Annotated in this window: 29 protein-coding genes and 1 other annotated feature; of the genes, 16 read left to right on the top strand and 13 right to left on the bottom strand. The window is 54.1% G+C overall.

The window, feature by feature from the left end; genetic code table 11:
* Nucleotides 1-117: 117 nt before the first annotated feature.
* Nucleotides 118-600 carry an SsrA-binding protein SmpB gene (smpB, locus tag BV390_RS26690; RefSeq protein WP_004866580.1) on the bottom strand — a complete coding sequence of 161 codons (483 nt, stop codon included), beginning with the start codon at nucleotides 598-600 and terminating at the stop codon, nucleotides 118-120.
* Between the two features lie 152 nt (nucleotides 601-752).
* Between smpB and BV390_RS26685 the strand changes: the two genes are divergently transcribed.
* Both BV390_RS26685 and BV390_RS26680 read left to right on the top strand, forming a co-directional pair.
* Nucleotides 753-1,190 (top strand): type II toxin-antitoxin system RatA family toxin, encoded by a 438-nt coding sequence (locus BV390_RS26685; RefSeq protein WP_004866577.1) that lies wholly within the window; start codon nucleotides 753-755, stop codon nucleotides 1,188-1,190.
* On the top strand, nucleotides 1,180-1,470 hold the full coding sequence (locus BV390_RS26680; protein WP_032686440.1) for an RnfH family protein: 291 nt from the start codon (nucleotides 1,180-1,182) through the stop codon (nucleotides 1,468-1,470). Before BV390_RS26685 ends, BV390_RS26680 begins: the two co-directional genes overlap by 11 nt.
* Before the next feature lie 68 nt (nucleotides 1,471-1,538).
* Here BV390_RS26680 and bamE read toward each other — a convergent pair whose 3' ends face one another.
* From bamE to nadK, 3 genes are all read right to left on the bottom strand, one after another.
* The gene (gene bamE, locus BV390_RS26675; RefSeq protein WP_004866572.1) at nucleotides 1,539-1,880 is read right to left on the bottom strand and encodes an outer membrane protein assembly factor BamE; all 342 of its coding nucleotides are present in this window, start codon (nucleotides 1,878-1,880) and stop codon (nucleotides 1,539-1,541) included.
* 147 nt (nucleotides 1,881-2,027) lie between these two features.
* Nucleotides 2,028-3,689 carry a DNA repair protein RecN gene (gene recN / locus BV390_RS26670; protein ID WP_032686441.1) on the bottom strand — a complete coding sequence of 554 codons (1,662 nt, stop codon included), beginning with the start codon at nucleotides 3,687-3,689 and terminating at the stop codon, nucleotides 2,028-2,030.
* 86 nt (nucleotides 3,690-3,775) lie between these two features.
* Complete coding sequence (gene nadK / locus BV390_RS26665; protein ID WP_004866566.1) at nucleotides 3,776-4,654, bottom strand: NAD(+) kinase; 879 nt, start codon at nucleotides 4,652-4,654, stop codon at nucleotides 3,776-3,778.
* 124 nt (nucleotides 4,655-4,778) lie between these two features.
* Between nadK and grpE the strand changes: the two genes are divergently transcribed.
* Nucleotides 4,779-5,369 carry a nucleotide exchange factor GrpE gene (gene grpE / locus BV390_RS26660; protein WP_004866563.1) on the top strand — a complete coding sequence of 197 codons (591 nt, stop codon included), beginning with the start codon at nucleotides 4,779-4,781 and terminating at the stop codon, nucleotides 5,367-5,369.
* A gap of 125 nt (nucleotides 5,370-5,494) precedes the next feature.
* Here the strand turns inward: grpE and BV390_RS26655 are convergent, their stop codons facing one another.
* Nucleotides 5,495-6,781: an HlyC/CorC family transporter gene (locus BV390_RS26655; protein ID WP_032686444.1), complete on the bottom strand. Its 1,287-nt coding sequence runs from the start codon at nucleotides 6,779-6,781 to the stop codon at nucleotides 5,495-5,497.
* Nucleotides 6,782-6,899: 118 nt separating this feature from the next.
* Nucleotides 6,900-7,691, bottom strand: a complete 792-nt coding sequence (locus BV390_RS26650) for a cytochrome C assembly family protein (RefSeq protein WP_004866556.1) — start codon at nucleotides 7,689-7,691, stop codon at nucleotides 6,900-6,902.
* 166 nt (nucleotides 7,692-7,857) lie between these two features.
* On the opposite strand from BV390_RS26650, the gene ffh reads away from it, so the two are divergent.
* The 7 genes from ffh to BV390_RS26615 all read left to right on the top strand — a co-directional run bounded on the left by ffh (nucleotide 7,858) and on the right by BV390_RS26615 (nucleotide 13,361).
* Nucleotides 7,858-9,225: a signal recognition particle protein gene (gene ffh / locus BV390_RS26645; RefSeq protein WP_032686445.1), complete on the top strand. Its 1,368-nt coding sequence runs from the start codon at nucleotides 7,858-7,860 to the stop codon at nucleotides 9,223-9,225.
* 154 nt (nucleotides 9,226-9,379) lie between these two features.
* Nucleotides 9,380-9,628, top strand: a complete 249-nt coding sequence (gene rpsP / locus BV390_RS26640) for a 30S ribosomal protein S16 (protein WP_004866550.1) — start codon at nucleotides 9,380-9,382, stop codon at nucleotides 9,626-9,628.
* Between the two features lie 18 nt (nucleotides 9,629-9,646).
* Nucleotides 9,647-10,195 (top strand): ribosome maturation factor RimM, encoded by a 549-nt coding sequence (gene rimM / locus BV390_RS26635; protein WP_004866548.1) that lies wholly within the window; start codon nucleotides 9,647-9,649, stop codon nucleotides 10,193-10,195.
* A 31-nt stretch (nucleotides 10,196-10,226) separates the two neighbouring features.
* Entirely contained in the window at nucleotides 10,227-10,994 is a 768-nt protein-coding gene (gene trmD / locus BV390_RS26630; RefSeq protein WP_004866546.1) for a tRNA (guanosine(37)-N1)-methyltransferase TrmD, read from the top strand.
* Between the two features lie 39 nt (nucleotides 10,995-11,033).
* Complete coding sequence (gene rplS, locus BV390_RS26625) at nucleotides 11,034-11,381, top strand: 50S ribosomal protein L19 (RefSeq protein WP_002914145.1); 348 nt, start codon at nucleotides 11,034-11,036, stop codon at nucleotides 11,379-11,381.
* A 121-nt stretch (nucleotides 11,382-11,502) separates the two neighbouring features.
* A complete protein-coding gene (locus tag BV390_RS26620) occupies nucleotides 11,503-11,943 on the top strand; it encodes a DUF2946 domain-containing protein (protein WP_032686446.1) in 441 nt (146 codons plus the stop codon).
* 53 nt (nucleotides 11,944-11,996) lie between these two features.
* Nucleotides 11,997-13,361 (top strand): PepSY-associated TM helix domain-containing protein, encoded by a 1,365-nt coding sequence (locus BV390_RS26615; RefSeq protein WP_032699005.1) that lies wholly within the window; start codon nucleotides 11,997-11,999, stop codon nucleotides 13,359-13,361.
* 4 nt (nucleotides 13,362-13,365) lie between these two features.
* Here BV390_RS26615 and BV390_RS26610 read toward each other — a convergent pair whose 3' ends face one another.
* The 3 genes from BV390_RS26610 to yfiR are packed head-to-tail and all read right to left on the bottom strand — an operon-like array spanning nucleotide 13,366 to nucleotide 15,585.
* Nucleotides 13,366-13,848: an OmpA family protein gene (locus BV390_RS26610; protein WP_085397512.1), complete on the bottom strand. Its 483-nt coding sequence runs from the start codon at nucleotides 13,846-13,848 to the stop codon at nucleotides 13,366-13,368.
* A gap of 11 nt (nucleotides 13,849-13,859) precedes the next feature.
* Complete coding sequence (dgcN, locus tag BV390_RS26605; protein WP_032686449.1) at nucleotides 13,860-15,083, bottom strand: diguanylate cyclase DgcN/YfiN; 1,224 nt, start codon at nucleotides 15,081-15,083, stop codon at nucleotides 13,860-13,862.
* Nucleotides 15,076-15,585: a regulatory sequestration protein YfiR gene (yfiR, locus tag BV390_RS26600; protein ID WP_032686450.1), complete on the bottom strand. Its 510-nt coding sequence runs from the start codon at nucleotides 15,583-15,585 to the stop codon at nucleotides 15,076-15,078. The genes dgcN and yfiR overlap by 8 nt, the downstream gene beginning before the upstream one ends.
* Nucleotides 15,586-15,933: 348 nt before the next feature.
* Here yfiR and aroF point away from each other — a divergent pair, with 348 nt between their 5' ends.
* From aroF to BV390_RS26585, 3 genes are all read left to right on the top strand, one after another.
* A complete protein-coding gene (gene aroF / locus BV390_RS26595) occupies nucleotides 15,934-17,004 on the top strand; it encodes a 3-deoxy-7-phosphoheptulonate synthase AroF (protein WP_004866527.1) in 1,071 nt (356 codons plus the stop codon).
* 9 nt (nucleotides 17,005-17,013) lie between these two features.
* Entirely contained in the window at nucleotides 17,014-18,135 is a 1,122-nt protein-coding gene (gene tyrA / locus BV390_RS26590; protein ID WP_032696867.1) for a bifunctional chorismate mutase/prephenate dehydrogenase, read from the top strand.
* A 66-nt stretch (nucleotides 18,136-18,201) separates the two neighbouring features.
* On the top strand, nucleotides 18,202-19,074 hold the full coding sequence (locus BV390_RS26585; RefSeq protein ID WP_047665382.1) for an SMP-30/gluconolactonase/LRE family protein: 873 nt from the start codon (nucleotides 18,202-18,204) through the stop codon (nucleotides 19,072-19,074).
* On the opposite strand, the gene pheA is transcribed toward BV390_RS26585, so the two are convergent.
* The 4 genes from pheA to bamD all read right to left on the bottom strand — a co-directional run bounded on the left by pheA (nucleotide 19,071) and on the right by bamD (nucleotide 21,837).
* On the bottom strand, nucleotides 19,071-20,231 hold the full coding sequence (gene pheA / locus BV390_RS26580; protein WP_004866518.1) for a bifunctional chorismate mutase/prephenate dehydratase: 1,161 nt from the start codon (nucleotides 20,229-20,231) through the stop codon (nucleotides 19,071-19,073). The genes BV390_RS26585 and pheA overlap by 4 nt on opposite strands.
* Before the next feature lie 31 nt (nucleotides 20,232-20,262).
* Nucleotides 20,263-20,387: a sequence feature (Phe leader region), on the bottom strand.
* Nucleotides 20,339-20,386 (bottom strand): pheA operon leader peptide PheL, encoded by a 48-nt coding sequence (pheL, locus tag BV390_RS31335; RefSeq protein WP_193312497.1) that lies wholly within the window; start codon nucleotides 20,384-20,386, stop codon nucleotides 20,339-20,341. It overlaps the preceding feature by 48 nt.
* Before the next feature lie 106 nt (nucleotides 20,388-20,493).
* Nucleotides 20,494-20,829, bottom strand: a complete 336-nt coding sequence (gene raiA / locus BV390_RS26575) for a ribosome-associated translation inhibitor RaiA (protein ID WP_004866516.1) — start codon at nucleotides 20,827-20,829, stop codon at nucleotides 20,494-20,496.
* Between the two features lie 270 nt (nucleotides 20,830-21,099).
* A complete protein-coding gene (gene bamD / locus BV390_RS26570) occupies nucleotides 21,100-21,837 on the bottom strand; it encodes an outer membrane protein assembly factor BamD (protein WP_004866513.1) in 738 nt (245 codons plus the stop codon).
* Nucleotides 21,838-21,968: 131 nt separating this feature from the next.
* Between bamD and rluD the strand changes: the two genes are divergently transcribed.
* The 3 genes from rluD (at nucleotide 21,969) to clpB (ending at nucleotide 26,379) form a co-directional block, all read left to right on the top strand.
* Nucleotides 21,969-22,949, top strand: coding sequence for a 23S rRNA pseudouridine(1911/1915/1917) synthase RluD (gene rluD, locus BV390_RS26565; protein WP_032686452.1), 981 nt, complete (start codon nucleotides 21,969-21,971; stop codon nucleotides 22,947-22,949).
* The gene (gene yfiH / locus BV390_RS26560) at nucleotides 22,946-23,677 is read left to right on the top strand and encodes a purine nucleoside phosphorylase YfiH (protein ID WP_085397511.1); all 732 of its coding nucleotides are present in this window, start codon (nucleotides 22,946-22,948) and stop codon (nucleotides 23,675-23,677) included. The genes rluD and yfiH overlap by 4 nt, the downstream gene beginning before the upstream one ends.
* A 128-nt stretch (nucleotides 23,678-23,805) precedes the next feature.
* Nucleotides 23,806-26,379: an ATP-dependent chaperone ClpB gene (gene clpB / locus BV390_RS26555; RefSeq protein WP_085397510.1), complete on the top strand. Its 2,574-nt coding sequence runs from the start codon at nucleotides 23,806-23,808 to the stop codon at nucleotides 26,377-26,379.
* The last annotated feature ends 403 nt before the right edge of the window (nucleotides 26,380-26,782 follow it).

Raw genomic sequence — 26,782 nt, 5'->3', positions numbered from 1 at the left:
TGAATGAAGTTACCAGCACTCGTTCGCACGATTATGGGGGCGGGGTGGGTGAAAAAGCAGCATCAACAACGATATAGCGCATAAGGGCCAGCTGAGCCGGCCCTTAAAAAGAGGGTATTAGCGGCCAGCGTGTTTCATAATGCGGGCTTTATCCAGCGCCCACTCGCGATCTTTGAGATCGGTACGCTTGTCATGCTGCTTCTTACCTTTGGCGACGCCGATTTTCACTTTGCACCAGGCGTTCTTCCAGTACAGCGACAAGGCGACGACGGTGTAACCTTCACGGTTGATGCGGCCGTACAGGGCATCCAGCTCGCGCTGATTAAGCAGCAGCTTACGGGTACGCGTCGGGTCGCAGACGTAGTGGGTCGATGCCACGGCCATCGGCGTAAAGTTGGCACCGAAGAGATAGGCTTCGCCATCCTTCAGGATGACATAGCTGTCGCTGATGTTGGCTTTGCCGGCGCGCAGAGATTTGACTTCCCACCCTTGCAGGGCAAGACCAGCCTCGTATTCATCTTCGATAAAGTATTCATGGCGGGCGCGTTTATTCAGCGCAATGGTGGCTGATCCAGGTTTGTGGGCTTTTTTCTTGGTCATAATGTCCTGAAGTCATTGCTAAACGGGAACACAGTACCTCAATCCATCCTGCGAGGTGTAATGCGCTATCTTAGCACGAGTTGCGGCACAGCGTTTTTTTTAGCGGCAGATAAATGATATTATTTGCGACGTGTATAAATGTGGAACTTGCTATGCCTCAGATTAGCCGTACTGCGCTGGTGCCCTTCAGTGTGGAACAGATGTATCAACTCGTAAATGACGTGAAGTCCTATCCTGATTTTTTGCCGGGCTGCACCGGGAGCCGTGTGCTGGAGTCTGGGCCGACGCAGATGATGGCGGCGGTTGATGTGTCCAAAGCTGGCATCAGTAAGACCTTTACGACACGCAATACCCTTACCAGTAACCAGAGCATTTTAATGAGTCTGGTCGATGGCCCGTTTAAAAAGCTGATTGGCGGCTGGAAGTTTATCCCGCTGAGCTCGGATGCCTGCAAAATTGAGTTTCATCTTGATTTTGAATTCACCAACATGCTGATTGAGATGGCGTTTGGTCGCATCTTCAAAGAGCTGGCGTTAAATATGGTGCAGGCTTTCACGGCCAGGGCCAAAGAGGTTTATCGTGTCGGCTAACATCGTGGTGGAAGTTGCCTATGCTCTGCCGGAGAAGCAGTACCTGCAAAGCGTAAAGCTTGAAGAGGGCGCCACGGTCGAACAGGCGATTATTGCCAGTGGCCTGCTGGCGCTGCGCGGCGATATCGATCTGGCGAAGAACAAGGTCGGAATATACAGTCGCCCGGTTAAGCTGCATGATGTGGTGCATGATGGCGATCGGGTGGAAATCTACCGTCCGCTGATTGCCGATCCGAAAGAGCTGCGTCGTCAGCGCGCGGAGAAAAACGCCGGGAAATAGCGGCGAACGGGATAAAAAAAGCGCTCAGTGAGCGCTTTTTGTCTTTTTGCAGCAAGGTGCTTACCGCATTACTCGTTGGTCAGAGCCGGTTTGTTATCAATGTTGGTTAACACGCCGCTACTGTTGAAGGTCAGCGTTAGCGTCTGCTGGGTGATTTTTTCATGCCCAGGCTGCTGACGGAAAACATAGAACCAGGTGTTGGTACCAAACGGATCCGACATCATTGGGGTACCCAGCGCATAAGCAACCTGCTGTTGCGTCATGCCGACACGAATTTTTGCTACATCGTTGGGTGCCAGATAGTTACCCTGGTTGATATCAGGACGGTAAACCACTCGTTCCAGAGTGGAACAGCCTGCGGTCAACATGAGAAGAACCGCTGCGGCAGCAGTCAGCGTTTTACAGCGCATAGTGATTTTATTCCTTTTCGGGCCCGAGCAGTACGTGGCTCATCTGTAATATGCCGATAATAATAGACCTTTGCCCAGTTGGAAACCTTCGACTGCAGGTCTTACGGCAATTTGCTGTTCACTATGACTCTGCGAAAATCAAAAAGTTTACGCCGCGAGCAACTCTTTCGCGTTTGCCAGCGTGTTACGGGTGACTTCGCTACCGCCCAGCAGACGGGCCAGTTCCTGCAGTCGCGCCCGTTTGTCGAGCGGGTGCATATGGGTTTCCGTCATCTCGCCGTCGGTCTCTTTGCAGACGAAGAAATGATGATGGCCACAGCCGGCAACCTGCGGCAGGTGAGTGACGCACATGACCTGGGTAGATTCGCCCAGCTGACGCAGCAGTTTGCCTACGACTGCCGCCGTCGGGCCGCTGATACCGACATCTACCTCATCGAAAATCAGGGCCGGCGTTTCCATCTTCCGCGCAGTAATGACCTGAATGGCCAACGCAATACGCGACAGTTCGCCACCGGAGGCGACTTTAGCAATGGGCTGAAGCGGCTGCCCCGGGTTCGTCGTGACGCGAAACTCGATACGGTCGGCCCCTTCGGCGGTGAGATGACGCTCATCAAAGGCAACCTCGATGGCAAATACCCCGTGAGGCATGGAAAGTGAGCGCATACTCTCGGTGATTAACTGCGCCAGCTCTGCCGCGCTGCTTTGCCGCAGAGCGTGCAGCTGCTGAGCAGTCTCTAGCGCCAGCTGATGGTGTTCTACCACGGTCTGGCTAAGGGATTCCAGCGAGCCCGCGCTGTCGTCGAGCAGCCGCTGCTCTTCCAGCAGGCCCTGATAAAATGCGGGGAGCTCTTCCGGGGTGATCTGATGCTTACGCGCCAGGGCTATCTGACGAGAGATGCGCTGCTCCAGCTCGAACAGACGATTCGGGTCGAGATCCAGACGGTCGCTATAGTGACGCAGTTCGTCGCTGGCTTCGCTGAGCTGAATCGCCGCCTCTTCAAGCATATCCAGCACCCCCGAGAGTTTGCTGTCCATCCCGACGAGCTCAGTCACCAGTTGCCTGGCGGTGTAGAGCTGGCTTTGCAGGTTGGCTTCTTCGCCGTCTGCGAGCACCGTCAGCGCGTGCTGACAGGTGGTCAGCAGCTGGCCGCTGTTGGCCAGGCGTTTGTACTCTTCATCGATTTGTTCGAACTCGCCCGGCTGTGGATTGAACTCATTTAATTCTTTCAGCTGATATTGCAGCAGATCGGCGCGGGCAGCGCGTTCCTGGCTCTGCTGCTGATGCTGAGCCAGCTCGCGGCAGCTTTGATGCCACTGACGATAGTGTTCAGCCATACGCTGAGTAAGCGCATACTCACCGGTGTAGCCATCGAGCAGGGTTTTCTGATGTTCAGGTCGGGTCAGCAGCTGGTGCGCATGCTGGCCGTGAATCTGGATAAGCAGCTGGCCGAGCTCACGAAGCTGAGAAAGCGGGACGGCGGTACCGTTAATAAAACCGCGGGAGCGCCCGTCGGTACTGATGACGCGGCGAAGTAAACACTCACGTCCGCTTTCCAGCTGGTTCTCCTCCAGCCAGCGCTGCGCCGCCGGAGTATCTTTTAAGGCGAAGCGGGCGCACAGGTCTGCGCGGCTGGCGCCTCTTCGCACCATGTCTGCTTCGGCTCTTCCGCCAAGGCACAGCCCTAGCGCATCAATGGCAATAGATTTCCCTGCACCGGTTTCCCCGGTGATCGCGGTCATTCCGCTGTGAAAATCGATTTCCAGTTCACGAACGATAGCAAAGTTACTGATGGTGAGTTGCGCCAGCATAGCTGCCTTCCTGTATGAAAAACCATTACTGTGTTTTCGTACAGTATAGACTGGTTTTTTATCCAGTAAAGAGGCAGCTGCTAAAATCAGAACAATTTTTTCGACCAGCCGAGTTTGGTGCTCAATGTATTGAAATAGCTGTAATCTTTTGGATGAATGAGGTTCAGATGATAATCGCAGCGGTGGATAAGGACATCCTCGCCATCCTGAATCGGCAGCGCTATCTGGCTGTCGCAACTGATCTCCAGATCGCTGCAGCGCTGGGAAAAACGCAGGCGAATGGTGCTGTCACCGTTAATCACCAGCGGACGCGCCGAGAGGGTATGCGGGAACATAGGGACCAGGGTAATGGCATCCAGGGAGGGGGTCAGGATGGGGCCGCCGGCGGATAATGAATAGGCGGTGGAACCCGTCGGCGTGGAGATAATCAGGCCGTCAGAACGCTGGGAGAAGGCAAATACCTCATCGATATACACTTCGAACTCAATCATATGCGCAACTTTGCCCGGATGCAGGACCACTTCATTAATCGCGGTACTGATGCGCTTCTGGCAATCTTGCTGGCAGACCTGGGCTTCCAGCAAAAAACGTTTTTCCGAAATGTAGTGGCCTTCCAGTACGTCGGCGAGCTGCTGTAGGGCGTTATCCGGGTCAAGATCGGTCAGAAAACCGAGGTTGCCGCGGTTAATGCCGATGACGTTGATATCATAACGTGCCAGCGTTCGCGCTGCGCCGAGCATGTTGCCGTCGCCGCCCACCACTACCGCCAGATCCGCCTGCTGACCAATTTCCGCCAGCGTGCCCGTTTTGACGTTGCTAAGCTGAAGCTCATGGGCAATCTGTTGTTCGACCAGAACCTCGTAGCCTTTGCCGGAGAGCCAGCGCCAGAGCATTTCATGTGTGGTCAGCGCGGTTGGGTGACGAGGGTGTCCCACAATGCCTATACACTTGAAATGGTTCTTCATGTTCTGGATGTCCTTGCGTTAAATGAATGATGACAATCTGACAGCTTCCCTTGAAACCCGGAAACGGATCCCCATAATAAGCGAAGTTAGCGAGATGAATGCGAAAAAAAACGCGGAGAAATTCATGAGTAGTAAAGAACAGAAAACGCCTGACGGGCAAGCCCCGGAAGAAATTATCACGGAACAGCACGAGAACGTTGAGGCGGTTGAGCCTGAAGTTTCTGCTGAGCAGGTGGATCCGCGCGATGAAAAAATTGCGAATCTGGAAGCGCAGCTGGCTGAAGCTCAGACTCGTGAACGCGATGGTGTCCTGCGCATAAAAGCGGAAATGGAAAACCTGCGTCGTCGTACCGAGCTGGACGTGGAAAAAGCGCACAAATTTGCTCTGGAGAAGTTCGTTAACGAACTGCTGCCGGTAATCGACAGCCTGGACCGCGCGCTGGAAGTGGCCGATAAAGCCAATCCGGACATGGCTTCCATGGTTGAAGGTATCGAGCTGACGCTGAAGTCGATGCTGGATGTCGTACGCAAATTCGGTGTGGAAGTGATTGCCGATACCAATGTGCCGCTGGATCCTAACGTGCACCAGGCCATCGCCATGGTTGAGTCTGACGATGTGGCGGCTGGCAACGTGCTGGGCGTGATGCAAAAGGGTTATACCCTGAACGGTCGTACCATTCGCGCAGCGATGGTCACCGTGGCGAAAGCGAAATAATTCGCCTCCAACGGCCGCCTGAGGGCGGCCGTTTTTTTATCGCCCCGCGGTTTTGTTGCCTGGAGAGTGGCGGGCAAAAAAAACGGCGAACCCAGGGTCCACCGTCTCTGCCTCAGGCCTGTCGATTACTCGGCGGCGCTTTCACGAAGGGGCTTCACCGGCTTGACCTTCACCTGCTTAATCATGTTGTCCTGGACGTCGAGAATATCGATATCATATTGCTCGATGCGCACGCGCGTGCCGGGAACCGGGATCTCTTCCAGTGCCTCCAGAATAATCCCGTTAACCGTTCGGGCCTCATCTTCCGGCAGATGCCAGTTAAACGCTTTATTGATTTCACGCACGTTGGCGCTGCCATCGATGATGACGGTTCCGTCAGTTAACGGCGTGACCTCTTCAGCCAGCGTCGGCGACATTGAGGTGGTGAAGTCACCGACAATCTCTTCGAGAATATCTTCTACCGTCACCAGCCCCTGGATATCACCGTACTCATCGACCACCAGGCCTACTTTCTTCTTATTGCGCTGGAACTTCACCAGCTGCGTGCTGAGCGGCGTTCCTTCCGGCACGAAGTAAATTTCGTCGGCGGCGCGCAGCATCACCTCTTTAGTGAACTCTTTTTTCTCGGTCATCAGGCGATAGGCTTCACGTACGCGCAGCATGCTGATGGCGTCGTCCAGCGAGCCGCGATACAGCACGATGCGTCCGTGAGGAGAGTGGGTCAGCTGGCGAACGATCGATTTCCAGTCGTCGTTAATATCAATACCGATAATTTCATTGCGCGGGACCATGATGTCATCGACGCTGACCTTTTCGAGATCCAACACCGACAGCAGCATGTCCTGGTTACGGCGGGAGATTTGGGTGCGCGACTCGTTCACGATGGTGCGCAGCTCATCTTTGCTCAGCGCGCCGCTGACGATGATATCGGTTTTGATGCCCATCATGCGCATCAGGAGGCGGGTGATGGTGTTCAGCAGCCAGACCAGCGGCATCATCAGCACCTGTAGTGGCGCCAGTAAGAAGCTGCTCGGGTAGGCGACCTTTTCCGGATACAGCGCCGCGATGGTTTTAGGCAGGACCTCGGCAAAAACCAGGACCACGAAGGTCAGCACGCCGGTGGCAATGGCCACCCCGGCATCGCCATACAGACGCATACCGACAATCGTCCCCAGCGCGGAGGCGAGGATGTTGACGAGGTTATTGCCAATCAGCACCAGGCTGATTAAGCGGTCGGGTTTACGCAGCAGCTTTTCTACGCGCTTTGCCTGGCGGTTGCCTTGTTTCGCCATATGCCGCAGTCGATAGCGGTTCAGGGTCATCATCCCGGTTTCAGAACCAGAGAAATAGGCAGAGATAATCACCATGATAATCAGCGTCACGATCAGCGTGGTGGTAGATATGTGTTCCAGGGGGGACTCCTTAACGCCTGGCCCGGTAGGCTATTTTATGAGCCTGCTGGCGCTGATCGCGCCAGTCTTCAGGCTTTCTGCAATGATGGCACCTACCGGGACAGGCGGGTGTTCGGGGTTAACTAATAAACTGTTGAAGCACGCGGCTGCCAAAGTAAGCCAGCGTCAGCAGGCCGGCGCCGGTGACGTTAAACCAGACGACCCGACGACCGCGCCATCCTTCATGATAGTGGCCCCATAACAGAACGATATAGACGAACCACGCAACGATCGACAGCACGGCCTTATCGATATTTTCCGTGCTAAACAGGTTATGCATATAAAACAAACCGGTGCACAGCGTCAGCGTCAGCAGGACCACGCCGACCTGCGTAATATGAAACATTTTACGCTCGATACTCATCAGCGGCGGCATTTCATGGCTGAAGGCCAGCTTTTTGTTCTTCAGCTGATAATCGATCCATGCCAGCTGGAGCGCATACAGCGCGGCAATAATCAGCGTTGCGTAAGAGAAGAGCGACAGGCCGATGTGCACCAGCATTCCCGGCGTGGTTTCCAGGTGGGTGATGTATTCGTTCGGCACGAAAGTGGCGAAAGCCAGGTTTATCAACGCAAATGCGTAGACGATAGGCAGCAGCAGCCAGCCGCGGTTACGCGACGCGACGATAGTCATCACGGTACAGATCATCAGACTGACCAGCGAACCGACGTTTAATAAACTGAGATTCTGTCCGCTCTCGCCGCCGGGGAAAATACGTGACTCCAGCGCAAAAGCATGACAAATCAACGCAATAGTTGCGGAAAGAATCGCCATCCGCCGCCAGCTGCTGTTTTTTTGCAACAGGCCAGGGATGATCAGCGCAAGGCTGATGGAATAGGCGACAAGCGCGAGCAGAGCAAAAACAGGCATATGGGTGTCGACTGTTGACTAAATAAGAAAGAGAAGCAGTATAGCGTCACGCGACGTCTGCTCCAACCGTTGCATCACATCGCGCTTCATGTCGTGTTATACTGCGCCAAATCCGTGTTTTCGTGTCGCTGCTGCGACCGACAGTTTCCACCTCAGGCGAGAGACAATGTTTGATAATTTAACCGATCGTTTGTCGCGTTCGCTGCGCAACATTAGCGGCCGCGGACGCCTTACCGAAGACAATATTAAAGACACCCTGCGTGAAGTCCGCATGGCGCTGCTGGAGGCGGACGTCGCGCTGCCGGTCGTTCGTGACTTCATCAGCCGCGTCAAAGAGAGCGCGGTGGGTCATGAAGTGAACAAAAGCCTGACCCCGGGTCAGGAGTTTGTCAAAATCGTACGTAACGAGCTGGTTGCGGCGATGGGCGAAGAGAACCAGGCGCTGGATTTAGCCGCTCAGCCGCCGGCCGTCGTGCTGATGGCGGGTCTGCAGGGGGCGGGTAAAACTACCAGCGTCGCCAAGCTGGGTAAATTCCTGCGTGAGAAGCACAAGAAGAAAGTGCTGGTGGTCTCCGCGGACGTTTATCGCCCGGCGGCGATTAAACAGCTGGAAACGCTGGCTGAGCAGGTTAACGTTGATTTCTTCCCGTCCGATGTGGGCCAGAAGCCGATCGATATCGTTAACGCCGCGCTGAAAGAAGCGAAGCTGAAGTTCTACGACGTGCTGCTGGTGGATACCGCCGGTCGTCTGCACGTTGATGAAGCGATGATGGACGAAATCAAACAGGTCCACGCTTCTCTTAATCCGGTAGAAACGCTGTTCGTCGTTGATGCGATGACCGGTCAGGATGCCGCAAATACCGCCAAGGCGTTTAACGAAGCGCTACCGCTGACCGGCGTGGTGTTGACCAAAGTGGACGGCGACGCCCGCGGCGGTGCCGCGCTGTCGATTCGTCACATCACCGGTAAGCCGATTAAGTTCCTCGGCGTCGGCGAAAAGACCGAAGCGCTGGAGCCATTCCACCCGGATCGTATTGCTTCCCGTATTCTCGGCATGGGCGACGTGCTGTCGCTGATCGAAGATATCGAGAGCAAGGTTGACCGCGCGCAGGCTGAGAAACTGGCCTCCAAGCTGAAGAAGGGCGATGGCTTTGACCTGACCGACTTCCTCGAGCAGCTGCGGCAGATGAAGAACATGGGCGGCATGGCCAGCCTGATGGGCAAACTGCCGGGTATGGGGCAGATCCCGGATAACGTTAAATCGCAGATGGACGACAAAGTGCTGGTGCGGATGGAAGCGATCATCAACTCGATGACCCTGAAAGAGCGCGCTAAGCCGGAAATCATTAAAGGTTCACGTAAGCGTCGTATCGCCGCCGGCTGCGGGATGCAGGTGCAGGACGTGAACCGTCTGCTCAAGCAGTTTGACGATATGCAGCGCATGATGAAGAAGATGAAGTCGAAAGGCGGCATGATGAAGATGATGCGTGGGATGAAAGGGATGATGCCGCCAGGGTTCCCGGGCGGTCGATGATATCTGGCGAGCTTATTTGCCCTATTTAGCCTATGCGCAGCATATGCTGATTGCAATTTCCCCAGAAATCAGTAAAATTTTCGGGCTTTTAATATGACACCCGGGCTCCGTTCCTCGATGGGGCCCGGGTGTTCTATTCACACAAGAGGATGTTATGGTAACTATTCGTTTAGCTCGTCACGGCGCTAAAAAGCGTCCGTTCTACCAGGTTGTTGTCACCGACAGCCGTAATGCACGCAACGGTCGCTTCATCGAGCGCGTTGGTTTCTTCAACCCGATCGCTTCTGCGAACGAAGAAGAAACGCGTCTGGATCTGGATCGTATCGCTCACTGGGTTGGCCAGGGCGCTACCGTTTCCGATCGCGTTGCAGCGCTGATCAAAGCAGCAAACAAAGCAGCTTAATCTGTCACGGTGGTCATGATGAGCAAGCAACACACCGCACAAGCACCTGTTGATCCGATCGTATTGGGCAAGATGGGTTCTTCCTACGGTATCCGTGGTTGGCTCAGAGTGTTTTCCTCCACCGAAGACGCCGAAAGCATTTTTGACTATCAGCCCTGGTTAATCCAGAAGGCGGGTCAGTGGCAGGTCGTTGAGCTGGAAAGCTGGCGCCACCATAATCAGGACATCGTTATTAAGCTGAAAGGCATTGACGATCGTGATGCTGCGAATCTGCTGACTAATTGCGAAATTGTCGTGGATTCCTCGCAGCTGCCGAAGCTCGAAGAGGGTGACTATTACTGGAAAGACCTGATGGGCTGCCAGGTAGTAACCACAGAAGGCTATGGCCTTGGTAAAGTCATCGACATGATGGAAACCGGGTCAAATGACGTTCTCGTCATTAAGGCAAACCTGAAAGATGCATTTGGTATCAAGGAGCGGCTGGTTCCGTTCCTCGATGGGCAGGTTATCAAGAAAGTCGATCTCGCTACTCGTACCATCGAAGTAGACTGGGATCCTGGTTTTTAAATTCTCCGGATAAACGGTAAAAGACGGCGCTATGTGGATTGGCATAATTAGCCTGTTTCCTGAAATGTTCCGCGCAATTACCGATTACGGGGTAACTGGCCGGGCAGTAAAAAATGGCCTGCTGAGCATCCAGAGCTGGAGTCCTCGTGACTTTGCTCATGACCGGCACCGTACCGTGGACGATCGTCCTTACGGCGGCGGACCGGGGATGCTAATGATGGTGCAACCCTTACGGGATGCCATTCACACAGCAAAAGCCGCGGCAGGTGAAGGCGCAAAGGTGATTTATCTGTCACCTCAGGGACGCAAGCTTGATCAAGCGGGCGTCAGCGAACTGGCAACGAATCAGAAACTGATTCTGGTGTGCGGTCGCTATGAAGGCATAGATGAGCGCGTAATCCAGACCGAAATTGACGAAGAATGGTCAATCGGTGATTACGTCCTCAGCGGTGGTGAGTTACCAGCCATGACGCTGATTGACTCCGTTTCCCGGTTTATTCCGGGGGTTCTGGGTCATGAGGCATCGGCAACGGAAGATTCCTTTGCCGATGGATTGCTGGACTGTCCACACTATACCCGTCCTGAAGTGTTAGAAGAGATGGAAGTACCGCCAGTTTTGCTGTCGGGAAACCATGCTGAGATTCGTCGCTGGCGTTTGAAACAGTCGCTGGGCCGTACCTGGCTTAGAAGACCTGAACTTTTGGAAAACCTGGCTCTGACTGAAGAGCAAGCAAAGTTGCTGGCGGAGTTCAAAACTGAACACGCAAAACAGCAGCATAAACATGATGGGATGGCGTAAGCCCCCAATATCAGTTTACCCAGGATAAGAGATTAAATTATGAGCAACATTATTAAGCAACTTGAACAAGAACAGATGAAGCAGGACGTACCTTCCTTCCGTCCGGGTGATACCGTGGAAGTGAAAGTATGGGTTGTTGAAGGTTCCAAAAAACGTCTGCAGGCATTCGAGGGCGTGGTTATCGCTATTCGTAACCGCGGTCTGCACTCTGCATTCACTGTTCGTAAAATTTCCAACGGCGAAGGCGTTGAGCGTGTCTTCCAGACTCACTCTCCGGTAGTTGACAGCATTGCTGTTAAACGTCGTGGTGCTGTACGTAAAGCTAAACTGTACTACCTGCGTGAGCGTACCGGTAAGTCTGCTCGTATCAAAGAGCGTCTTAACTAAGATTCGCTTTCGCGACATCCTGATGAAAAGGGCTGGCCCGTTGGGCCGGCCCTTTTTTTATCTTCAATTTAACCATTCTGATGTAAATCATTTACAATATCGCTCTCATTTCGGAGGGGCGGTGGTCAGCAAACTTTCTCTACAATCAGCGTTTATACGGCGAGCCGCATGGCTGGCGCTGTTTTCGATCCTGCTGATTGTGGTTGCGCCGCTGATCTCGGTGTCACTGCAAAAAGATCCGATGAGCGCTATGCCCGGCATGCATCATGCGATGATGATGGCGGATATGCCGCATGAGCAGGCGATGTCCCACCCGGCGGTCTCTCCTGCGCCCCAGTCGACGCACACGATGCCGCTCGACCATGCGGAGGCCTGTGGCTACTGCGTGCTGCTGGCTCACGTACCGGGGCTGCTCTTTGCGCTGGCGCTGCTTATCTCCGTTATCCTGCGCCGCGTGCGCGTGCTTTTCCCCTGTCTGGTGCTCAAGCGCCGGCATTTCTTCCCCTGGCTGTACCCCGAAACCCGCGCCCCGCCGCGTCGGTCTGCTTTTTCTGCTTTCTAAAATAACAATGCGCACAGCGCTACGTTCTCTTTTTGCTTTCAGAAAGGAAAAGTATGACTACCTGCACCTCACGCGCGGCATGGCTGAACCTGCTGCGACGTCTCCATTTTTATATTGGTCTGTTTATCGGGCCGTTTATCTTCGTGGCGGCCCTTACCGGGACGCTGTACGTGGCCACTCCACAGCTGGAGAACTGGCTCTATCAGGATGCCCTTCATGGTTCGCTGAACGGCGATCGTCAGCCGCTTAGCGCCCAGCTGATGGTCGCGGAAGAGACGACTCAGGGGAATCTTCGTTTACAGGCGGTGCGCCCGGCTATTAAGGCCGGGGAGACCACGCGGGTGATGTTTTCCGATCCGCAGTTGGGAGAGTCTGAGTCCCGGGCGATCTTTATCGACCCGGTAACGCTGAAAGTGAAGGGCGATATGACGGTCTATGGTACCAGCGGAATTTTACCGTTGCGCCAGTGGATCGATTACGCCCATAAATCATTGCTGCTCGGGGATAGCGGCCGGCTTTATAGCGAGCTGGCTGCATCATGGATGTGGGTTGCGGCACTCGGTGGCATTGTCCTCTGGGCGATGACTCGTCCCCGCAAGCGGATCAATAATCGTATGCAGAATAGCCGTCGTCTGCATGTTTCTCTCGGCTGGGTGCTACTGGCAGGTATGCTGCTCTTCTCCGCCACCGGGCTGACCTGGTCGCAGTGGGCCGGTGGCAATGTGGATAAAATGCGCGCGGCATTCGGCTGGCTGACCCCGCAGGTGAATACGCAGCTGCATAGCGCAATGCCGATGCCGCATGATCCGCATGCCGAACATCATATGGGGCATATGGCCGATGCGGCGCCGGCGGCGAAAGGCGAACAGTTTGATCGGGTGCTGACAATCGCGCGTGCGGCGGGTCTCAATGCCAGCAAGCTGGAAATCCGACCTCCGGCAGCGGCGGGGCGTGCGTGGACGGTCAATGAAATTGACCGAAGCTGGCCAACGCAGGTGGACGCGGTGGCAGTTGACGGGGAGAGTATGCAGGTTGTTGATCGCACCCGCTTTGCCGATTTCCCGTTAATGGCGAAGCTGACCCGCTGGGGCGTGGATTTCCATATGGGGATTCTGTTTGGTCTTGCCAATCAGCTGCTGCTGATTGCGTTTGGGATCGCGTTGTGCGTGATGATTGTGGTGGGATATCGTCTGTGGTGGATCCGGCGGCCGGCTCATGCGGCGTTTAACCCGGCGAATACCCTGATTCAGGCGTGGTTCAACCTGGGATGGCCCGCCCGCGCGCTCACGCTGGCGATTGCAGTGATGTTGGGGCTGGCGCTACCGTTAATGGGCGCCAGCCTCGCGGCAGGACTGGTCATTGACTATCTACGCTGGCGGGCGGCAACGGCCGTCTTGCTCGCGAAGTCGGTCGACTAAGTGCCTACGGCGTGCTGATGACCACCGTAACGCGGCGGTTTTCAGCACGTCCTTTCGCCGTATCGTTGCTGGCGATCGGATATTTTTTACCTAATCCACGGGTCGTTAAATTGCTGCGCGGGATATTGGCTCCCTTCGCCCAGTCATCCGCGACGATATCGGCGCGTTTAAGCGACAGCATTTCGTTATAGCTGTCTTTACCGTAGTTATCGGTGTGTCCGTCTAACCGAGCGTGCGTAATCCCGGTAGCAGCCAGACGAGAGGCCATTTTCTGGATTTGCGCCTGGCTGTCGCTGCGCAGATGGTAGTCGTTTTTATCAAACAGGATGCTGTCGGACAAACCCAGCGACCAGTCGCCATCACTTTCCGTAAAGCCGTAAGACTTCATGGCGGCAACCTGTTCCTGAGAGAATTTCCCTTGCGGGGCCTGACAGCCGGTGAGTAAAACCGCGGCCATCAGCGCGGGAGTAAAATATTTCCTGAGCATTGTGGTTCCTTTTATTTTTGTACTTGCGGAATACGCCGGTGTTTCATCCGATACATATTTTGATCGGCGAACTCCTGCAGGTTCTCCGCTGACGCATGTTCCCAGGCCAGCGCATAGCCGATGCTGAGCGACAGGGTCGCAGTATGGCCGTTATGCAGATTAAACGGCTCAAGAAACTGGCTGGATAACGATGCGCAGAGCGTCTTTACTTCCGCCTCTGAGTGAACGTCACGCAACAAGATCGCGAATTCGTCCCCGCCTAAACGCCAGGCCTGATGGTGCTTGCTGACAAAATTCATCAGCCGGCTGGCGACTTCGATGAGGACCTTGTCTCCCGTTGCATGACCCCAGTTATCATTAATCAGCTTAAAATTATCGCCATCAAGAAAGAGTAATGCCGAACTGCGTCGGGCAGCCTCATCTTTCATTAATGTACTGATGACGTTGCGAAACGCCGCGCGATTGGCCAGCCCGGTGAGGGGATCATGTAACGACGTGCGTAACAGCTGGGCATTTTTAGCCTGCAGCTGCTGCTGCCAGTCCTCCATTTCACCCAACAGGCTATTAAAGTCCTGGGCAAACAGATGGAACTCCTCGATGCGCTCTTCAGGGACCCGGCGGGAGAAGTGGCGGTTTTCCCGGATATCATGGACCACTTCGGTAATGCTTTGTAAGGCGGTGACGATACCGTGGTGCAGAGAATGCGTCAGCAATAAGGCGATAAATGAGGCCAGCAGAATACTGCCAGTCAAAACGATGATAGATATGCCGAGGAAGTGGCTTATCAGGCTGTCCAGCGCCGTCAGCCGAAGTTCGCCGACGACCTTCCCCAAATGCCAGATTGGCTGGGTTGTTGGTTCAGGAAACAGCCATTTGCTGATGATCCCGCTGAATTTCTCCTGCCGAACCAGGTCCGTATTACGCCAGACGGCGAAGTGATTTTGCTGGTTATCCAGCACCAGCGCTTCTGAAAACTGCCCCTGCCTGCCGAGCGTGGCCAGCGTCTCTTCTGCCGCAGCGCTGTCATCGAAAACCAGCGCGGCTTCAAGACTACGGCTCATTGTGGCGGCCGTCAGCGCCAGATTCTTCTGCGCATACTGTTTTAACGTAAAGACTGATGCGGTACTCAGCAATAGCCAGACCAGGGTCATAGAGATCACCACGCTTATCACGCTGATACGGCGTAGTGCTCGTTTAAAGGTGGGGCGCGGAGCCTGAGAGAAATCCTTATTCATGTGCATTGTTCCGGGCAAGCATCAGTACGTCTGGATTAACCCGCACACCGCTGTGTGTCAGGACATCCAGATTCACGGAGAATCTGACCCTTTTGTCATTTATGATCAGGCAAAAAGCACTGCCAATTGCACACTCGCTATTTTGTTCCGCAATGAGTAACAGGGGACGTGATGGGTATTCTGCGGTGAGCTTCGCCTGTTGAGAGGGCGATTCGCTGCCAAAATAAAATCCATCACAGACCGTATTCAACGCTTCTTCGGTATTACGCACAATGACCGGTTTGTACGGTAAAGCCTCAGGTTGTTCCTGAGCCAGGCTGTAGGTATAACGCGAGGTAGAAAAGATACACAACCTGGGCGGGCCAGATAATGCTGGCCAGCGGGTATAGGTGACAATACCCGAAACAATAGCCCGAACATTTTTAGGCGCGTCAGCGGCAAAAGCGGGATGGCCCACGATAAATAACAAAAAAATAAAAAAAAGACGGTGAGACTCTTTCATTAACGGATCCGTCAGGTTCGTCGGGGTGCATGAATTGCAGATCGCTGATGCCCGGGCGCAGGATACCATTGTTGGTGGGGAGCGTCATTAACCGCCCCCTTTCCTTTGAGATAATTCTGCCCAGGATTTTTCGTAAACGAAGGTGGGGGAAAGGTGAGTGTCGGCAGGGTGAAATATCGTATTGTACCAATATCTTTACACTTGTGGCGGAATAAATAGCCATTTAATTTGCTGGTGTAAAGTAAAATTTACGTATTATGGATTGAAATCTTTACTTTGTGTGGTATCGTTACGTCACTCCTCACCGAGGAACCCACTATCGCAAACGAGCTACACAGGATCGCAATCATGCAAAAAGACGCGCTGAATAACGTACATATTACCGACGAACAGGTTCTGATCACGCCGGATCAGCTGAAAGCTGAATTCCCGCTGAGCCTCGAACAAGAAGCGCAAATTGCGCAGTCCCGTCAGACGATATCTGACATTATTGCCGGCCGCGATCCGCGTCTGCTGGTGGTGTGTGGACCTTGCTCGATCCACGATCCAGAGGCGGCAATTGAATACGCTCATCGTTTTAAAGCACTTGCCGAAGAGGTCAGCGATAGCCTCTACCTGGTCATGCGCGTCTATTTTGAAAAACCTCGTACTACCGTGGGCTGGAAAGGGTTGATTAACGATCCGCATATGGATGGCTCATTTGATGTTGAAGGCGGTCTGAAGATTGCGCGTCGTTTGCTGGTAGAGCTGGTGAATATGGGGTTACCGCTGGCAACGGAAGCGCTGGATCCAAACAGCCCGCAGTACCTCGGCGATCTGTTTAGCTGGTCCGCTATCGGCGCACGTACGACCGAATCCCAGACTCACCGTGAAATGGCGTCAGGTCTGTCAATGCCGGTTGGCTTTAAAAACGGTACCGACGGTAGCCTGTCGACGGCAATTAACGCGATGCGTGCCGCAGCGATGCCGCACCGTTTCGTCGGGATTAACCAGGCCGGCCAGGTTTGTCTGCTGCAAACTCAGGGCAATCCGAACGGCCACGTTATTCTGCGCGGCGGTAAAGCCCCAAACTACGGCCCGGAAGATGTCGAGAAGTGCGAAAAAGAGATGGCTCAGGCGGGACTGAAACCGTCACTGATGGTAGATTGCAGCCATGGGAATTCTAATAAAGACTACCGCCGCCAGCCTGCGGTTGCGGAATCCGTCGTCGCACAGATTAAAGATGGTAATCGTTCCATCATTGGCCTGATGATCGAAAGTAATATCCACGAAGGTAATCAGTCTTCTGAGCAGCCGCGTTGTGATATGAAATACGGCGTATCCGTCACCGATGCCTGCATCAGCTGGGAAACGACTGATGCACTGCTCCGCGAACTGGATCAAGATCTGCGCGGTCATCTGGCGGCTCGTCTGGGGTAAGAGGATAGTATGGTTGCTGAACTGACCGCGTTACGCGATCAAATTGATGAAGTCGATAAGGCGCTGCTGGGGCTACTGGCTAAGCGCCTGGAGCTGGTAGCGGAAGTCGGAGAGGTCAAAAGCCAGTATGGGCTGCCGATTTACGTCCCGGAACGGGAAGCTGCGATGCTGGCTTCCCGACGGGAAGAGGCGTCGGCGCTGGGCGTTCCACCCGATCTTATCGAGGACGTGCTGCGTCGCGTCATGCGCGAGTCATATTCCAGCGAGAATGATAAAGGCTTCAAAACGCTGTGTCCGAATCTGCGCCCGGTCGTGATTGTCGGCGGTGGTGGGCAGATGGGGCGCCTGTTTGAGAAAATGCTGACGCTTTCAGGCTACCAGGTACGCATCCTGGAGAAAGACGACTGGGCGCGGGCAGCGGACATTGTTGCTGATGCCGGAATGGTCATCGTCAGCGTGCCTATCCATGCCACGGTCGATACGATTGGTCAGCTGCCGCCGTTACCGGCGGACTGTATCCTGGTCGACCTGGCGTCGGTGAAAGCGGAACCTTTACAGGCGATGCTGGCCGCGCACCGTGGTCCGGTACTGGGTCTGCACCCGATGTTCGGGCCGGACAGCGGCAGCCTGGCGAAGCAGGTGGTGGTTTACTGCGATGGTCGTCAGCCGGAAGCCTATCAGTGGTTCCTCGAGCAAATTCAGGTCTGGGGCGCCCGTCTGCACCGTATCAGCGCCGTTGAACACGACCAGAATATGGCTTTTATTCAGGCGCTACGTCACTTTGCGACCTTTGCCTATGGCCTGCATCTGGCGGAAGAAAACGTTCGCCTGGAACAGCTGCTGGCGTTGTCATCGCCGATCTACCGCCTTGAGCTGGCGATGGTTGGCCGCCTGTTTGCGCAGGATCCGCAGCTGTATGCCGACATTATTATGTCGTCGGAAAACAATCTGGCGCTGATTAAACGCTACTACCAGCGCTTTGGTGAAGCGATTGGCCTGCTGGAGCAGGGGGATAAACAGGCGTTTATCGACAGCTTCCGCAAAGTAGAGCACTGGTTTGGCGATTATGCCCAGCGCTTCCAGAGCGAAAGTCGGACGCTGCTGCGTCAGGCGAATGATAACCGGCAGTAACGGAAAACCATATATAATCAAAGCCAGAGGGGAAACCCGCTGGCTTTTTTTATAGGGATGAAAACGATGGCTGAACCACAACCGCTGTTTGATTACGCAGGACATCTGCCGGAATGTCCGACCTGGAGTGAAGCCGAGCAGGCGCTCTACTGGGCCGATATTCTGCAGTGCGAAATTCACCGTTACGACATCCGCAGCGGCGAACATCAGGTTCTGCAGTTTCCCGAAGAAGTGGGCTGCTTTGCCCTGCGCGAGAAAGGGGGCTTCATTGTGGCGCTACGCAGCGCTATCTGGCTTACCGATGCCCATGGCCTGTTGCGGCGCAAAGTTTGTGATAATCCGAGCAACCCGCAGCTGGCACGCTTTAACGATGGCGGCACCGATCGCGACGGGCGCTTTTATGCCGGTACATTCTGGGGGCCGGGAGATTATAACGGCGCGCTGCTGATGCGCATCAACCACGATCTCACTCCTCGGGTGATTCAGTGCGATATCCATGGCGCCAACGGTCTGGCCTTTAGCGCGGACAAGCGTTGGATGTACACCTCGGATACGCCAAACGCCGTTATCTACCGCACTCCGCTGGATGAGCAGGGCGAGCCCGGCAAACGCGAAGTCTTTCGTCGTTTTCAGCCGGGAGAAGGTATCCCGGACGGGGCGGCCGTGGATGAAGAGGGTTGCTACTGGAGCGCAATGTTCGATGGCTGGCGTGTCGCCCGTTTTTCACCGACCGGTGAACAGCTGGAAGAACATCGATTACCGGTGCGCTGCCCGACAATGGTCTGTTTTGGCGGCGCGGATATGCGCACGTTGTACATTACGACCACGCGCGAAAATATGTCTGCCGACGAAGTCCAGAAATATCCGCTCTCCGGCGCTATCTTCACCCTGCCGGTGACGGTGGCAGGGATGAAGAAACCCGTATTTACAGAGCGTTAGATAGGATCGACCGGCACGACGTTTTCGCCTGGGTAGCAACCCAGAACTTTCATGGAACGAGTAATCTCGGCCAGCTCTTTTAGTGCCTTACGCATCGGCATTGATTCCAGGTTGGCCTGGATATCCAGATAAAACATCTCTTCCCACGGGTTACCGTGAATCGGACGAGATTCCAGCTTGGTCATGATCAGGTTGTGATTGCGCAACACCAGCAGCGCTTCAACCAGCGCACCGGCCTGCTGGCCGGTTGCCATGAGCAGCGTGGTCTTTGCCGGTACCTGTTCGGAAACATTCACCGCTTTACGTGCCAACACCAGGAAACGGGTGATGTTTTGTGTCTGATTTGCCTGGCAATGTTCAAGAACCTGCAGGCCGTACAGTGCGCCACCGGCTTCGCTACCCAGCGCGGCTACGCCCGGTGAGTTCGCCTGAGCCACTTTTTCCATCGCCGCAGAGGTGCTTTCGGTGTATTCAATTTTCCAGTGTGGGTAACGGCTCAGATACTGGCTGCACTGCTGGAACGGCTGCGGGTGGCTATATACGGTCTGAATGTGTTGCGGATCGGTTGAAGCTGAGACCAGAACGCAGTGATCGATTGGGATCGTGAGCTCACCGACGATCGACAGGCTGGTATGCTGCAGTAGATCGTAGACATCATTGATGCCACCGGAGCTGGTATTTTCGATAGGAACGACCGCGTAGTCGGCCTGGCCGGTTTCCACCTGGTTAAAAATATCGGCAAATTTCGCGCAACCGCTCTCAATGAACTGTTCGAAATGGCGCGCCGCGTACTGGCGGGCGGCCAGATGTGAATATGACCCTTTTGGTCCCAGGAAAGCCACGCGCGCTGAATGCGGATTGATTTTATTCAGATGCTGTTGCAGCAGGGTTTGCTGGGTGAGAACGGAATCCTCGATGATCAGCTGAAACAGGCGGGTGATGTAGTGGGCATCCAGATGGTGGCTTTTCCCCAGCGTTATCAGACGCTCCAGCAGGTCGCGCTCGCGGTCGATATCACGAACCGGACGGTGCGATGCCAGCTTTGCTTTACCGACCTCTACAGCCAGTCCGCGGCGTTCTGCCAGCAGCGCGAGCAGTTTTTCATCCAGTGCGCTGATCTTATCGCGCAGAGCCAGTAACGGGTTTTCCTCGGTCATATGTGTTGCCTTTCTTGTTATTGATTTATCAATAAAAAAGGCCTCCCGTTTGGGAGGCCTTGTTGTTCGTCTTCGCATTCTTTATCACACGACGAATCGCCTCCCGTTCAGGGGAAGGTAAAAAAGAATGCGAAGAAGAACGCTAGTCGTTTCACGATGAATTCCTTTGCTGAGTTGAGATTACAGTACCCGTACTGTTTTCATCCTGTCAATAAAAAACGCGCCCGAAGGCGCGTGGCGTTACACAATATTAAGTTAAGGATTACTCTTCTTCTTCCACAAAGCCTGCCTCTTTCACCGATGTTGCGGCGCGGCGGGCTTCCCCTTTGTGTTGCACTTTATTCAGCTGCCGTTCCAGCTTGTTGATCAATTCGTTGATTGCGACGTACATATCTTCGCTTCTTCCGCTGGCGACCAGATGCCCGTTTGGCGTATTGATGGTTGCATCAGCGACAAAACCCTGCGGCTCCTTAGAGAGAATGATGTGCGGGTTGATTAAGTGGGTTTGCCATTTATCCAATTTGGCGAGACGGTCTGCGACATGCTGGCGAATTGCCGGAGTAATTTCCATTTGTTTACTGGTAATGTTCATTGTCATAAATTTTACCTCTTGTCTTTCCCGTCTTGGTGAACTCAGCATACCTCTCCCAATGTCAAGATGTGTGATCTATATCACATTTTAATGTCACTTTTTGTCAACGAATTCATTTTGTGAGGCAGGGCAGGAACAGGTGAGATTTTACTTGTCGGAAAGGGGAAAGGGAGTCATATTTGATAGGATGACTCGGCGCTAAAACGCTTCAGCTCAGGCGCCTGAACAATAAAAAACGGCAGCTCATGGCTGCCGTTTTGCTTATCTGAAAAACGATCAGGTGTTTTTACCGTTAGCGGCGATAATTTTCGCCACCTTGTCTGCCTGAGCGTTCATTTGCATCTGGCGGTAGGCGTTTTCCATTTTCGGTAGCGCATCGCGAGTCGCCTGAGTATCCGGGTAGCTGCGCAGCATACCATCGACACGGTTCACGACGGCAACCCATGCGCCGCGGTCGGTGTAGTAATCAACCACTGACAGCTCGTACTTCGCCAGGCGATCCTTCAGGAACACCATACGTTTGTAGGCGTCGGTCGCATACTGGCTGTTCGGGTAACCGCGTACCAGTTTGGAGAAGTCGTTGAAGGCATCGCGAGCGTGCTGCGGGTCGCGATCGGAGCGATCGACCCCGAAGAATCCTTGCAGCGCACTGTCATCCAACGCCATATTTGTCAGACCACGCATATAAATGACGTAATCAATGTTAGGATGCGTAGGGTTCAGACGAACGAAGCGGTCGATGGCTGCCTGAGCCAGCGGCAGATCGGCATTTTTGTAATACGCATAAATCAGGTCAAGCTGTACCTGTTGGGAATAAGGACCGAACGGGTAGCGGTTATCCAACGCTTCCAGTTGCGTTATTGCCTGTTTCCAGTTACCGTCCTGCAGCTTTTGCTGGGCGGTCGCGTAGATTTCATTCGGCGGATTATCAGGCACCTCTTCCTTTGAGCCGGAGCAACCCACCAAAGCCAGGCTCAGTGTGGCCGCTGCCACCAGGTATTTCATGCGCGTCATGACGTTTTGACTTCCTCAAAATGTTTATGCGGGAGAATCTCTGTTCCTGCTCCCGATTAAGACCAGCTACAATAGCACACTATATTAAACGGCAAAGCCGTAAAACCCAACGTTAAACGAAGAAGCTGTATATGGCACAACGAGTACAACTCACCGCAACGGTGTCCGAAAATCAACTCGGTCAACGCTTAGATCAGGCTTTGGCCGAAATGTTCCCGGATTATTCGCGTTCGCGCATAAAAGAATGGATCCTCGACCAGCGAGTGCTGGTAAACGGCGCTGTCAGCGACAAGCCGAAAGAAAAAGTTTTAGGGGGAGAGAGCGTCTCCATCGATGTTGAAATCGAAGAAGACGTGCGCTTCGAACCGCAGGATATTCCGCTCAATATCGTCTACGAAGATGATGACATCCTCGTGATCAATAAACCGCGCGATCTGGTTGTTCACCCAGGCGCGGGCAACCCCGACGGTACTGTGCTGAATGCGCTGCTGCACTATTATCCGCCGATTGCCGACGTACCGCGCGCGGGTATTGTTCACCGTCTGGATAAAGATACGACCGGTCTGATGGTCGTAGCGAAAACCATCCCGGCACAAACTCGTCTGGTGGAGTCGCTGCAGCTGCGTGAAATCACCCGTGAGTATGAAGCGGTAGCAATTGGTCACATGACATCGGGTGGTACGGTAGAAGAACCTATCAGCCGTCACCCGACGAAACGTACGCATATGGCGGTGCACCCGATGGGGAAACCGGCGGTAACGCATTACCGTATTATGGAGCACTTCCGTATTCACACGCGCCTGCGCCTGCGCCTGGAAACCGGCCGTACTCACCAGATTCGTGTGCATATGGCTCACATCACCCATCCGCTGGTGGGCGATCAGGTCTATGGCGGCCGCCCGCGTCCGCCGAAAGGTGCATCGGAAGCGTTTATCACCGCCCTGCGCAAGTTTGACCGTCAGGCACTGCACGCGACGATGTTACGCTTGTACCACCCGATCAGCGGTATCGAGATGGAATGGCATGCGCCAATTCCTCAGGATATGGTTGATCTGATTGAGGCAATGCGTGCAGATTATGAAGATCACAAGGACGATATTGACTGGCTATGACTAAACTGATTGTACCGCAATGGGCCGTGCCGGAAGGCGTGGCTGCCTGTAGCTCCACGCGTATTGGCGGTGTCAGTCTGCCTCCGTACGATTCGCTCAATCTGGGCGCCCATTGCGGAGACAATCTGCAGCACGTGGAAGAAAACCGTCGGCGCATGTTTGCCGCTGGCGGGCTGCCGTCATATCCGGTATGGCTGGAGCAGGTTCATGGCACCGCGGTGCTCACCCTGGACGGCGGGCCATATGAGTCAAAACGGGCGGATGCGTCATACTGTAATACACCGGGTACGGTGTGCGCGGTAATGACGGCGGACTGCCTGCCGGTTCTTTTTTGTAATCGCGCAGGGACGGAAGTTGCCGCTGCTCATGCCGGCTGGCGCGGATTATGCGACGGTGTGCTGGAAGCGACGGTTGCATGTTTCGCCGATAAGCCGAAAAACATTCTGGCCTGGCTTGGCCCGGCGATCGGTCCCGAGGCTTTTGAAGTCGGTCCGGAAGTGCGGGATGCGTTTATAGTCAAGGACGGGAAAGCGGAAGAGGCTTTCCGCCCCGTCGGCGAGAAATATTTTGCTGATATCTATCGGCTGGCTCGTCAGCGTTTAGCCAATGTTGGCGTCACGCAGATCTTCGGCGGCGATCGCTGTACGCTAAGCGAAAAGGATGATTTTTTCTCTTATCGTCGCGATAAGACTACGGGCCGTATGGCGAGTTTTATCTGGTTGAGATAACCTGGCGAATCAAGACGGTCCAGAAGGCAAATTTATTTTTCGCATAGTTCAGGTCTTTAACCTTGAATAATTGAGGGATGACCTCATTTAATCTCCAGTAGCAAATTTGACCTGTTATGGGAGGAGTTATGCGTCTGGATCGTCTTACCAATAAATTCCAGCTTGCTCTTGCCGATGCCCAGTCGCTTGCACTCGGGCACGACAACCAATTCATCGAACCTCTTCATTTAATGAGCGCCTTGCTGAATCAGGAAGGGGGATCGGTACGTCCTTTATTAACCTCTGCGGGCATTAACGCCGGAGAGTTAAGCACCAATATCACTCAGGCGCTGAGCCGTTTACCGCAGGTGGAAGGCACCGGCGGTGACGTACAGCCGTCTCAGGATTTAGTGCGTATTCTGAACCTTTGCGACAAGCTGGCGCAAAAGAGGAAGGACAATTTTATTTCGTCAGAACTGTTCGTTCTGGCGGCGCTTGAATCACGCGGTACGCTGACCGACCTTTTAAAATCCGCCGGAGCAACAACCGCCAATGTGGCTCAGGCGATTGAACAAATGCGCGGAGGTGAAAGCGTGAACGATCAGGGTGCCGAAGACCAACGTCAGGCATTGAAAAAATTTACGGTCGATCTGACCGAACGTGCTGAACAGGGCAAACTGGATCCGGTCATTGGCCGTGACGAAGAGATTCGCCGTACTATCCAGGTTCTGCAGCGCCGAACTAAAAATAACCCGGTTTTAATTGGTGAGCCCGGCGTTGGTAAAACCGCCATCGTTGAAGGACTGGCACAGCGTATTGTCAACGGTGAAGTACCGGAAGGGCTGAAGGGTCGTCGGGTTCTGGCGCTGGATATGGGGGCGCTGGTGGCCGGGGCCAAGTATCGCGGTGAGTTCGAAGAGCGCCTGAAAGGGGTGCTGAACGATCTGGCAAAACAGGAAGGCAACGTCATTCTGTTTATTGATGAACTGCACACTATGGTCGGGGCGGGGAAAGCGGACGGCGCAATGGATGCCGGCAACATGCTGAAACCTGCTTTGGCGCGCGGTGAGCTGCACTGCGTCGGCGCAACCACGCTCGATGAGTATCGTCAGTATATTGAAAAAGATGCTGCGCTGGAGCGTCGTTTCCAGAAAGTGTTTGTTGCTGAGCCAAGCGTTGAAGATACCATTGCGATCCTGCGTGGTCTGAAAGAGCGCTATGAGCTGCACCACCATGTACAGATCACTGACCCGGCGATCGTCGCAGCGGCAACCTTGTCGCATCGTTATATTGCTGACCGTCAGCTGCCGGATAAAGCTATCGACCTGATCGATGAAGCGGCATCCAGCATCCGTATGCAGATTGACTCGAAGCCGGAGGAGCTCGACCGACTCGACAGACGTATTATTCAGCTCAAGCTGGAACAGCAGGCGCTGAAGAAAGAAGCCGATGAAGCCAGTCTGAAACGTCTGGATATGCTGAATGAAGAGCTGGCGGATAAAGAACGTCAGTATTCCGTATTAGAAGAAGAGTGGAAGGCGGAAAAAGCGTCGCTCTCCGGAACCCAGACGATTAAAGCTGAGCTGGAACAGGCAAAAATCGCCATCGAGCAGGCGCGACGCGTTGGCGACCTGGCCAGGATGTCTGAACTGCAGTACGGCAAAATCCCGGAGCTGGAAAAACAGCTGGCAGCGGCTACACAGTCTGAAGGTAAAACGATGCGTCTGTTGCGTAATAAAGTGACGGATGCGGAAATTGCCGAAGTGCTGGCACGCTGGACCGGTATTCCGGTAGCGCGAATGATGGAAGGCGAGCGTGAAAAACTGCTGCGTATGGAGCAGGAGTTGCACAGTCGGGTGATTGGTCAGAACGAAGCGGTTGAAGCAGTATCCAACGCGATTCGCCGTAGCCGGGCCGGGCTGTCCGATCCTAACCGTCCAATCGGGTCGTTCCTGTTCCTTGGTCCAACCGGTGTCGGTAAAACGGAGCTGTGCAAAACGCTGGCGAACTTTATGTTTGATAGCGATGATGCCATGGTACGTATCGATATGTCTGAGTTTATGGAGAAACACTCCGTATCGCGTCTGGTCGGTGCGCCTCCGGGATATGTCGGCTATGAAGAGGGCGGGTATCTGACGGAAGCGGTACGTCGTCGTCCTTACTCTGTCATCCTGCTGGATGAAGTAGAAAAGGCTCATCCGGATGTGTTTAACATCCTGTTGCAGGTGCTGGACGACGGTCGTCTGACCGATGGACAGGGGAGAACGGTCGATTTCCGTAATACGGTTGTGATTATGACCTCTAACCTTGGTTCGGATCTGATTCAGGAACGTTTCGGCGAACTGGATTACAGTCACATGAAAGATCTGATTCTGGGTGTGGTCAGTCAGAACTTCCGCCCGGAATTCATCAACCGTATCGATGAAGTCGTGGTCTTCCACCCGCTGGGTGAAAAACACATTGCTTCGATTGCTCAGATTCAGCTGCAGCGTCTGTACAAACGTCTGGAAGAACGTGGCTACGAAGTCCACATGTCCGATGAAGCGCTGAAGTTGCTGAGTGCGAATGGTTATGATCCGGTGTATGGCGCTCGTCCGTTAAAACGCGCTATCCAGCAGCAGATCGAAAACCCGCTGGCGCAGCAAATTCTTTCCGGCGAGCTGATCCCCGGTAAAGAAGTTCAGCTGGTGGTGAAAGACGACCATATAGTGGCAGTGCAGTAAATCACAAAACGACAAAAACGGGCCCTCTGGGCTCGTTTTTGTTTAAAAACCAGGCAAGAATTAAAGTCCGGATGCAGGATTGTTTAATAAGTGAGCGAACGAATCATTTATTTGAATTTAAACTTGCCACATCAGAATTACCCCCTATAATGCGCCTCCACTGACACGGAACAACGGCATGCAAGCCGCCGGGTCAGCGGGGTTCAGAGATGAACGCCAACGGAGAAAAGCGAAAATAAACGCTTGACTCTGAATGAGGAAAACGTATTATACGGGACCTCGCGACAGAGCGCTCGGCGCCGTCGCACTGCTCTTTAACAATTTATCAGACAATCTGTGTGGGCACTCAAAGTGACATGGATTCTTAACGTCCTCGGACGAAAAATGAATACCAAGTCTCTGA

This window comes from Klebsiella sp. YJ (genome assembly GCF_002108615.1).
In the GTDB taxonomy this organism is placed as follows: Bacteria; Pseudomonadota; Gammaproteobacteria; order Enterobacterales; family Enterobacteriaceae; genus Klebsiella; species Klebsiella planticola.
The sequence above is the reverse complement of the archived record's forward strand: the minus strand, read 5'-3'. Positions and strand labels throughout refer to the sequence as shown.

Coding starts and splice junctions, on each gene's coding strand:
- smpB (WP_004866580.1), bottom strand. CDS start 600: ATGACCAAGAAAAAAGCCCACAAACCTGGATCAGCCACCATTGCGCTG.
- BV390_RS26685 (WP_004866577.1), top strand. CDS start 753: ATGCCTCAGATTAGCCGTACTGCGCTGGTGCCCTTCAGTGTGGAACAG.
- bamE (WP_004866572.1), bottom strand. CDS start 1,880: ATGCGCTGTAAAACGCTGACTGCTGCCGCAGCGGTTCTTCTCATGTTG.
- recN (WP_032686441.1), bottom strand. CDS start 3,689: ATGCTGGCGCAACTCACCATCAGTAACTTTGCTATCGTTCGTGAACTG.
- nadK (WP_004866566.1), bottom strand. CDS start 4,654: ATGAAGAACCATTTCAAGTGTATAGGCATTGTGGGACACCCTCGTCAC.
- grpE (WP_004866563.1), top strand. CDS start 4,779: ATGAGTAGTAAAGAACAGAAAACGCCTGACGGGCAAGCCCCGGAAGAA.
- BV390_RS26650 (WP_004866556.1), bottom strand. CDS start 7,691: ATGCCTGTTTTTGCTCTGCTCGCGCTTGTCGCCTATTCCATCAGCCTT.
- ffh (WP_032686445.1), top strand. CDS start 7,858: ATGTTTGATAATTTAACCGATCGTTTGTCGCGTTCGCTGCGCAACATT.
- rpsP (WP_004866550.1), top strand. CDS start 9,380: ATGGTAACTATTCGTTTAGCTCGTCACGGCGCTAAAAAGCGTCCGTTC.
- rimM (WP_004866548.1), top strand. CDS start 9,647: ATGAGCAAGCAACACACCGCACAAGCACCTGTTGATCCGATCGTATTG.
- trmD (WP_004866546.1), top strand. CDS start 10,227: ATGTGGATTGGCATAATTAGCCTGTTTCCTGAAATGTTCCGCGCAATT.
- rplS (WP_002914145.1), top strand. CDS start 11,034: ATGAGCAACATTATTAAGCAACTTGAACAAGAACAGATGAAGCAGGAC.
- BV390_RS26615 (WP_032699005.1), top strand. CDS start 11,997: ATGACTACCTGCACCTCACGCGCGGCATGGCTGAACCTGCTGCGACGT.
- BV390_RS26610 (WP_085397512.1), bottom strand. CDS start 13,848: ATGCTCAGGAAATATTTTACTCCCGCGCTGATGGCCGCGGTTTTACTC.
- dgcN (WP_032686449.1), bottom strand. CDS start 15,083: ATGAATAAGGATTTCTCTCAGGCTCCGCGCCCCACCTTTAAACGAGCA.
- yfiR (WP_032686450.1), bottom strand. CDS start 15,585: ATGAAAGAGTCTCACCGTCTTTTTTTTATTTTTTTGTTATTTATCGTG.
- aroF (WP_004866527.1), top strand. CDS start 15,934: ATGCAAAAAGACGCGCTGAATAACGTACATATTACCGACGAACAGGTT.
- tyrA (WP_032696867.1), top strand. CDS start 17,014: ATGGTTGCTGAACTGACCGCGTTACGCGATCAAATTGATGAAGTCGAT.
- BV390_RS26585 (WP_047665382.1), top strand. CDS start 18,202: ATGGCTGAACCACAACCGCTGTTTGATTACGCAGGACATCTGCCGGAA.
- pheA (WP_004866518.1), bottom strand. CDS start 20,231: ATGACCGAGGAAAACCCGTTACTGGCTCTGCGCGATAAGATCAGCGCA.
- raiA (WP_004866516.1), bottom strand. CDS start 20,829: ATGACAATGAACATTACCAGTAAACAAATGGAAATTACTCCGGCAATT.
- bamD (WP_004866513.1), bottom strand. CDS start 21,837: ATGACGCGCATGAAATACCTGGTGGCAGCGGCCACACTGAGCCTGGCT.
- rluD (WP_032686452.1), top strand. CDS start 21,969: ATGGCACAACGAGTACAACTCACCGCAACGGTGTCCGAAAATCAACTC.
- yfiH (WP_085397511.1), top strand. CDS start 22,946: ATGACTAAACTGATTGTACCGCAATGGGCCGTGCCGGAAGGCGTGGCT.
- clpB (WP_085397510.1), top strand. CDS start 23,806: ATGCGTCTGGATCGTCTTACCAATAAATTCCAGCTTGCTCTTGCCGAT.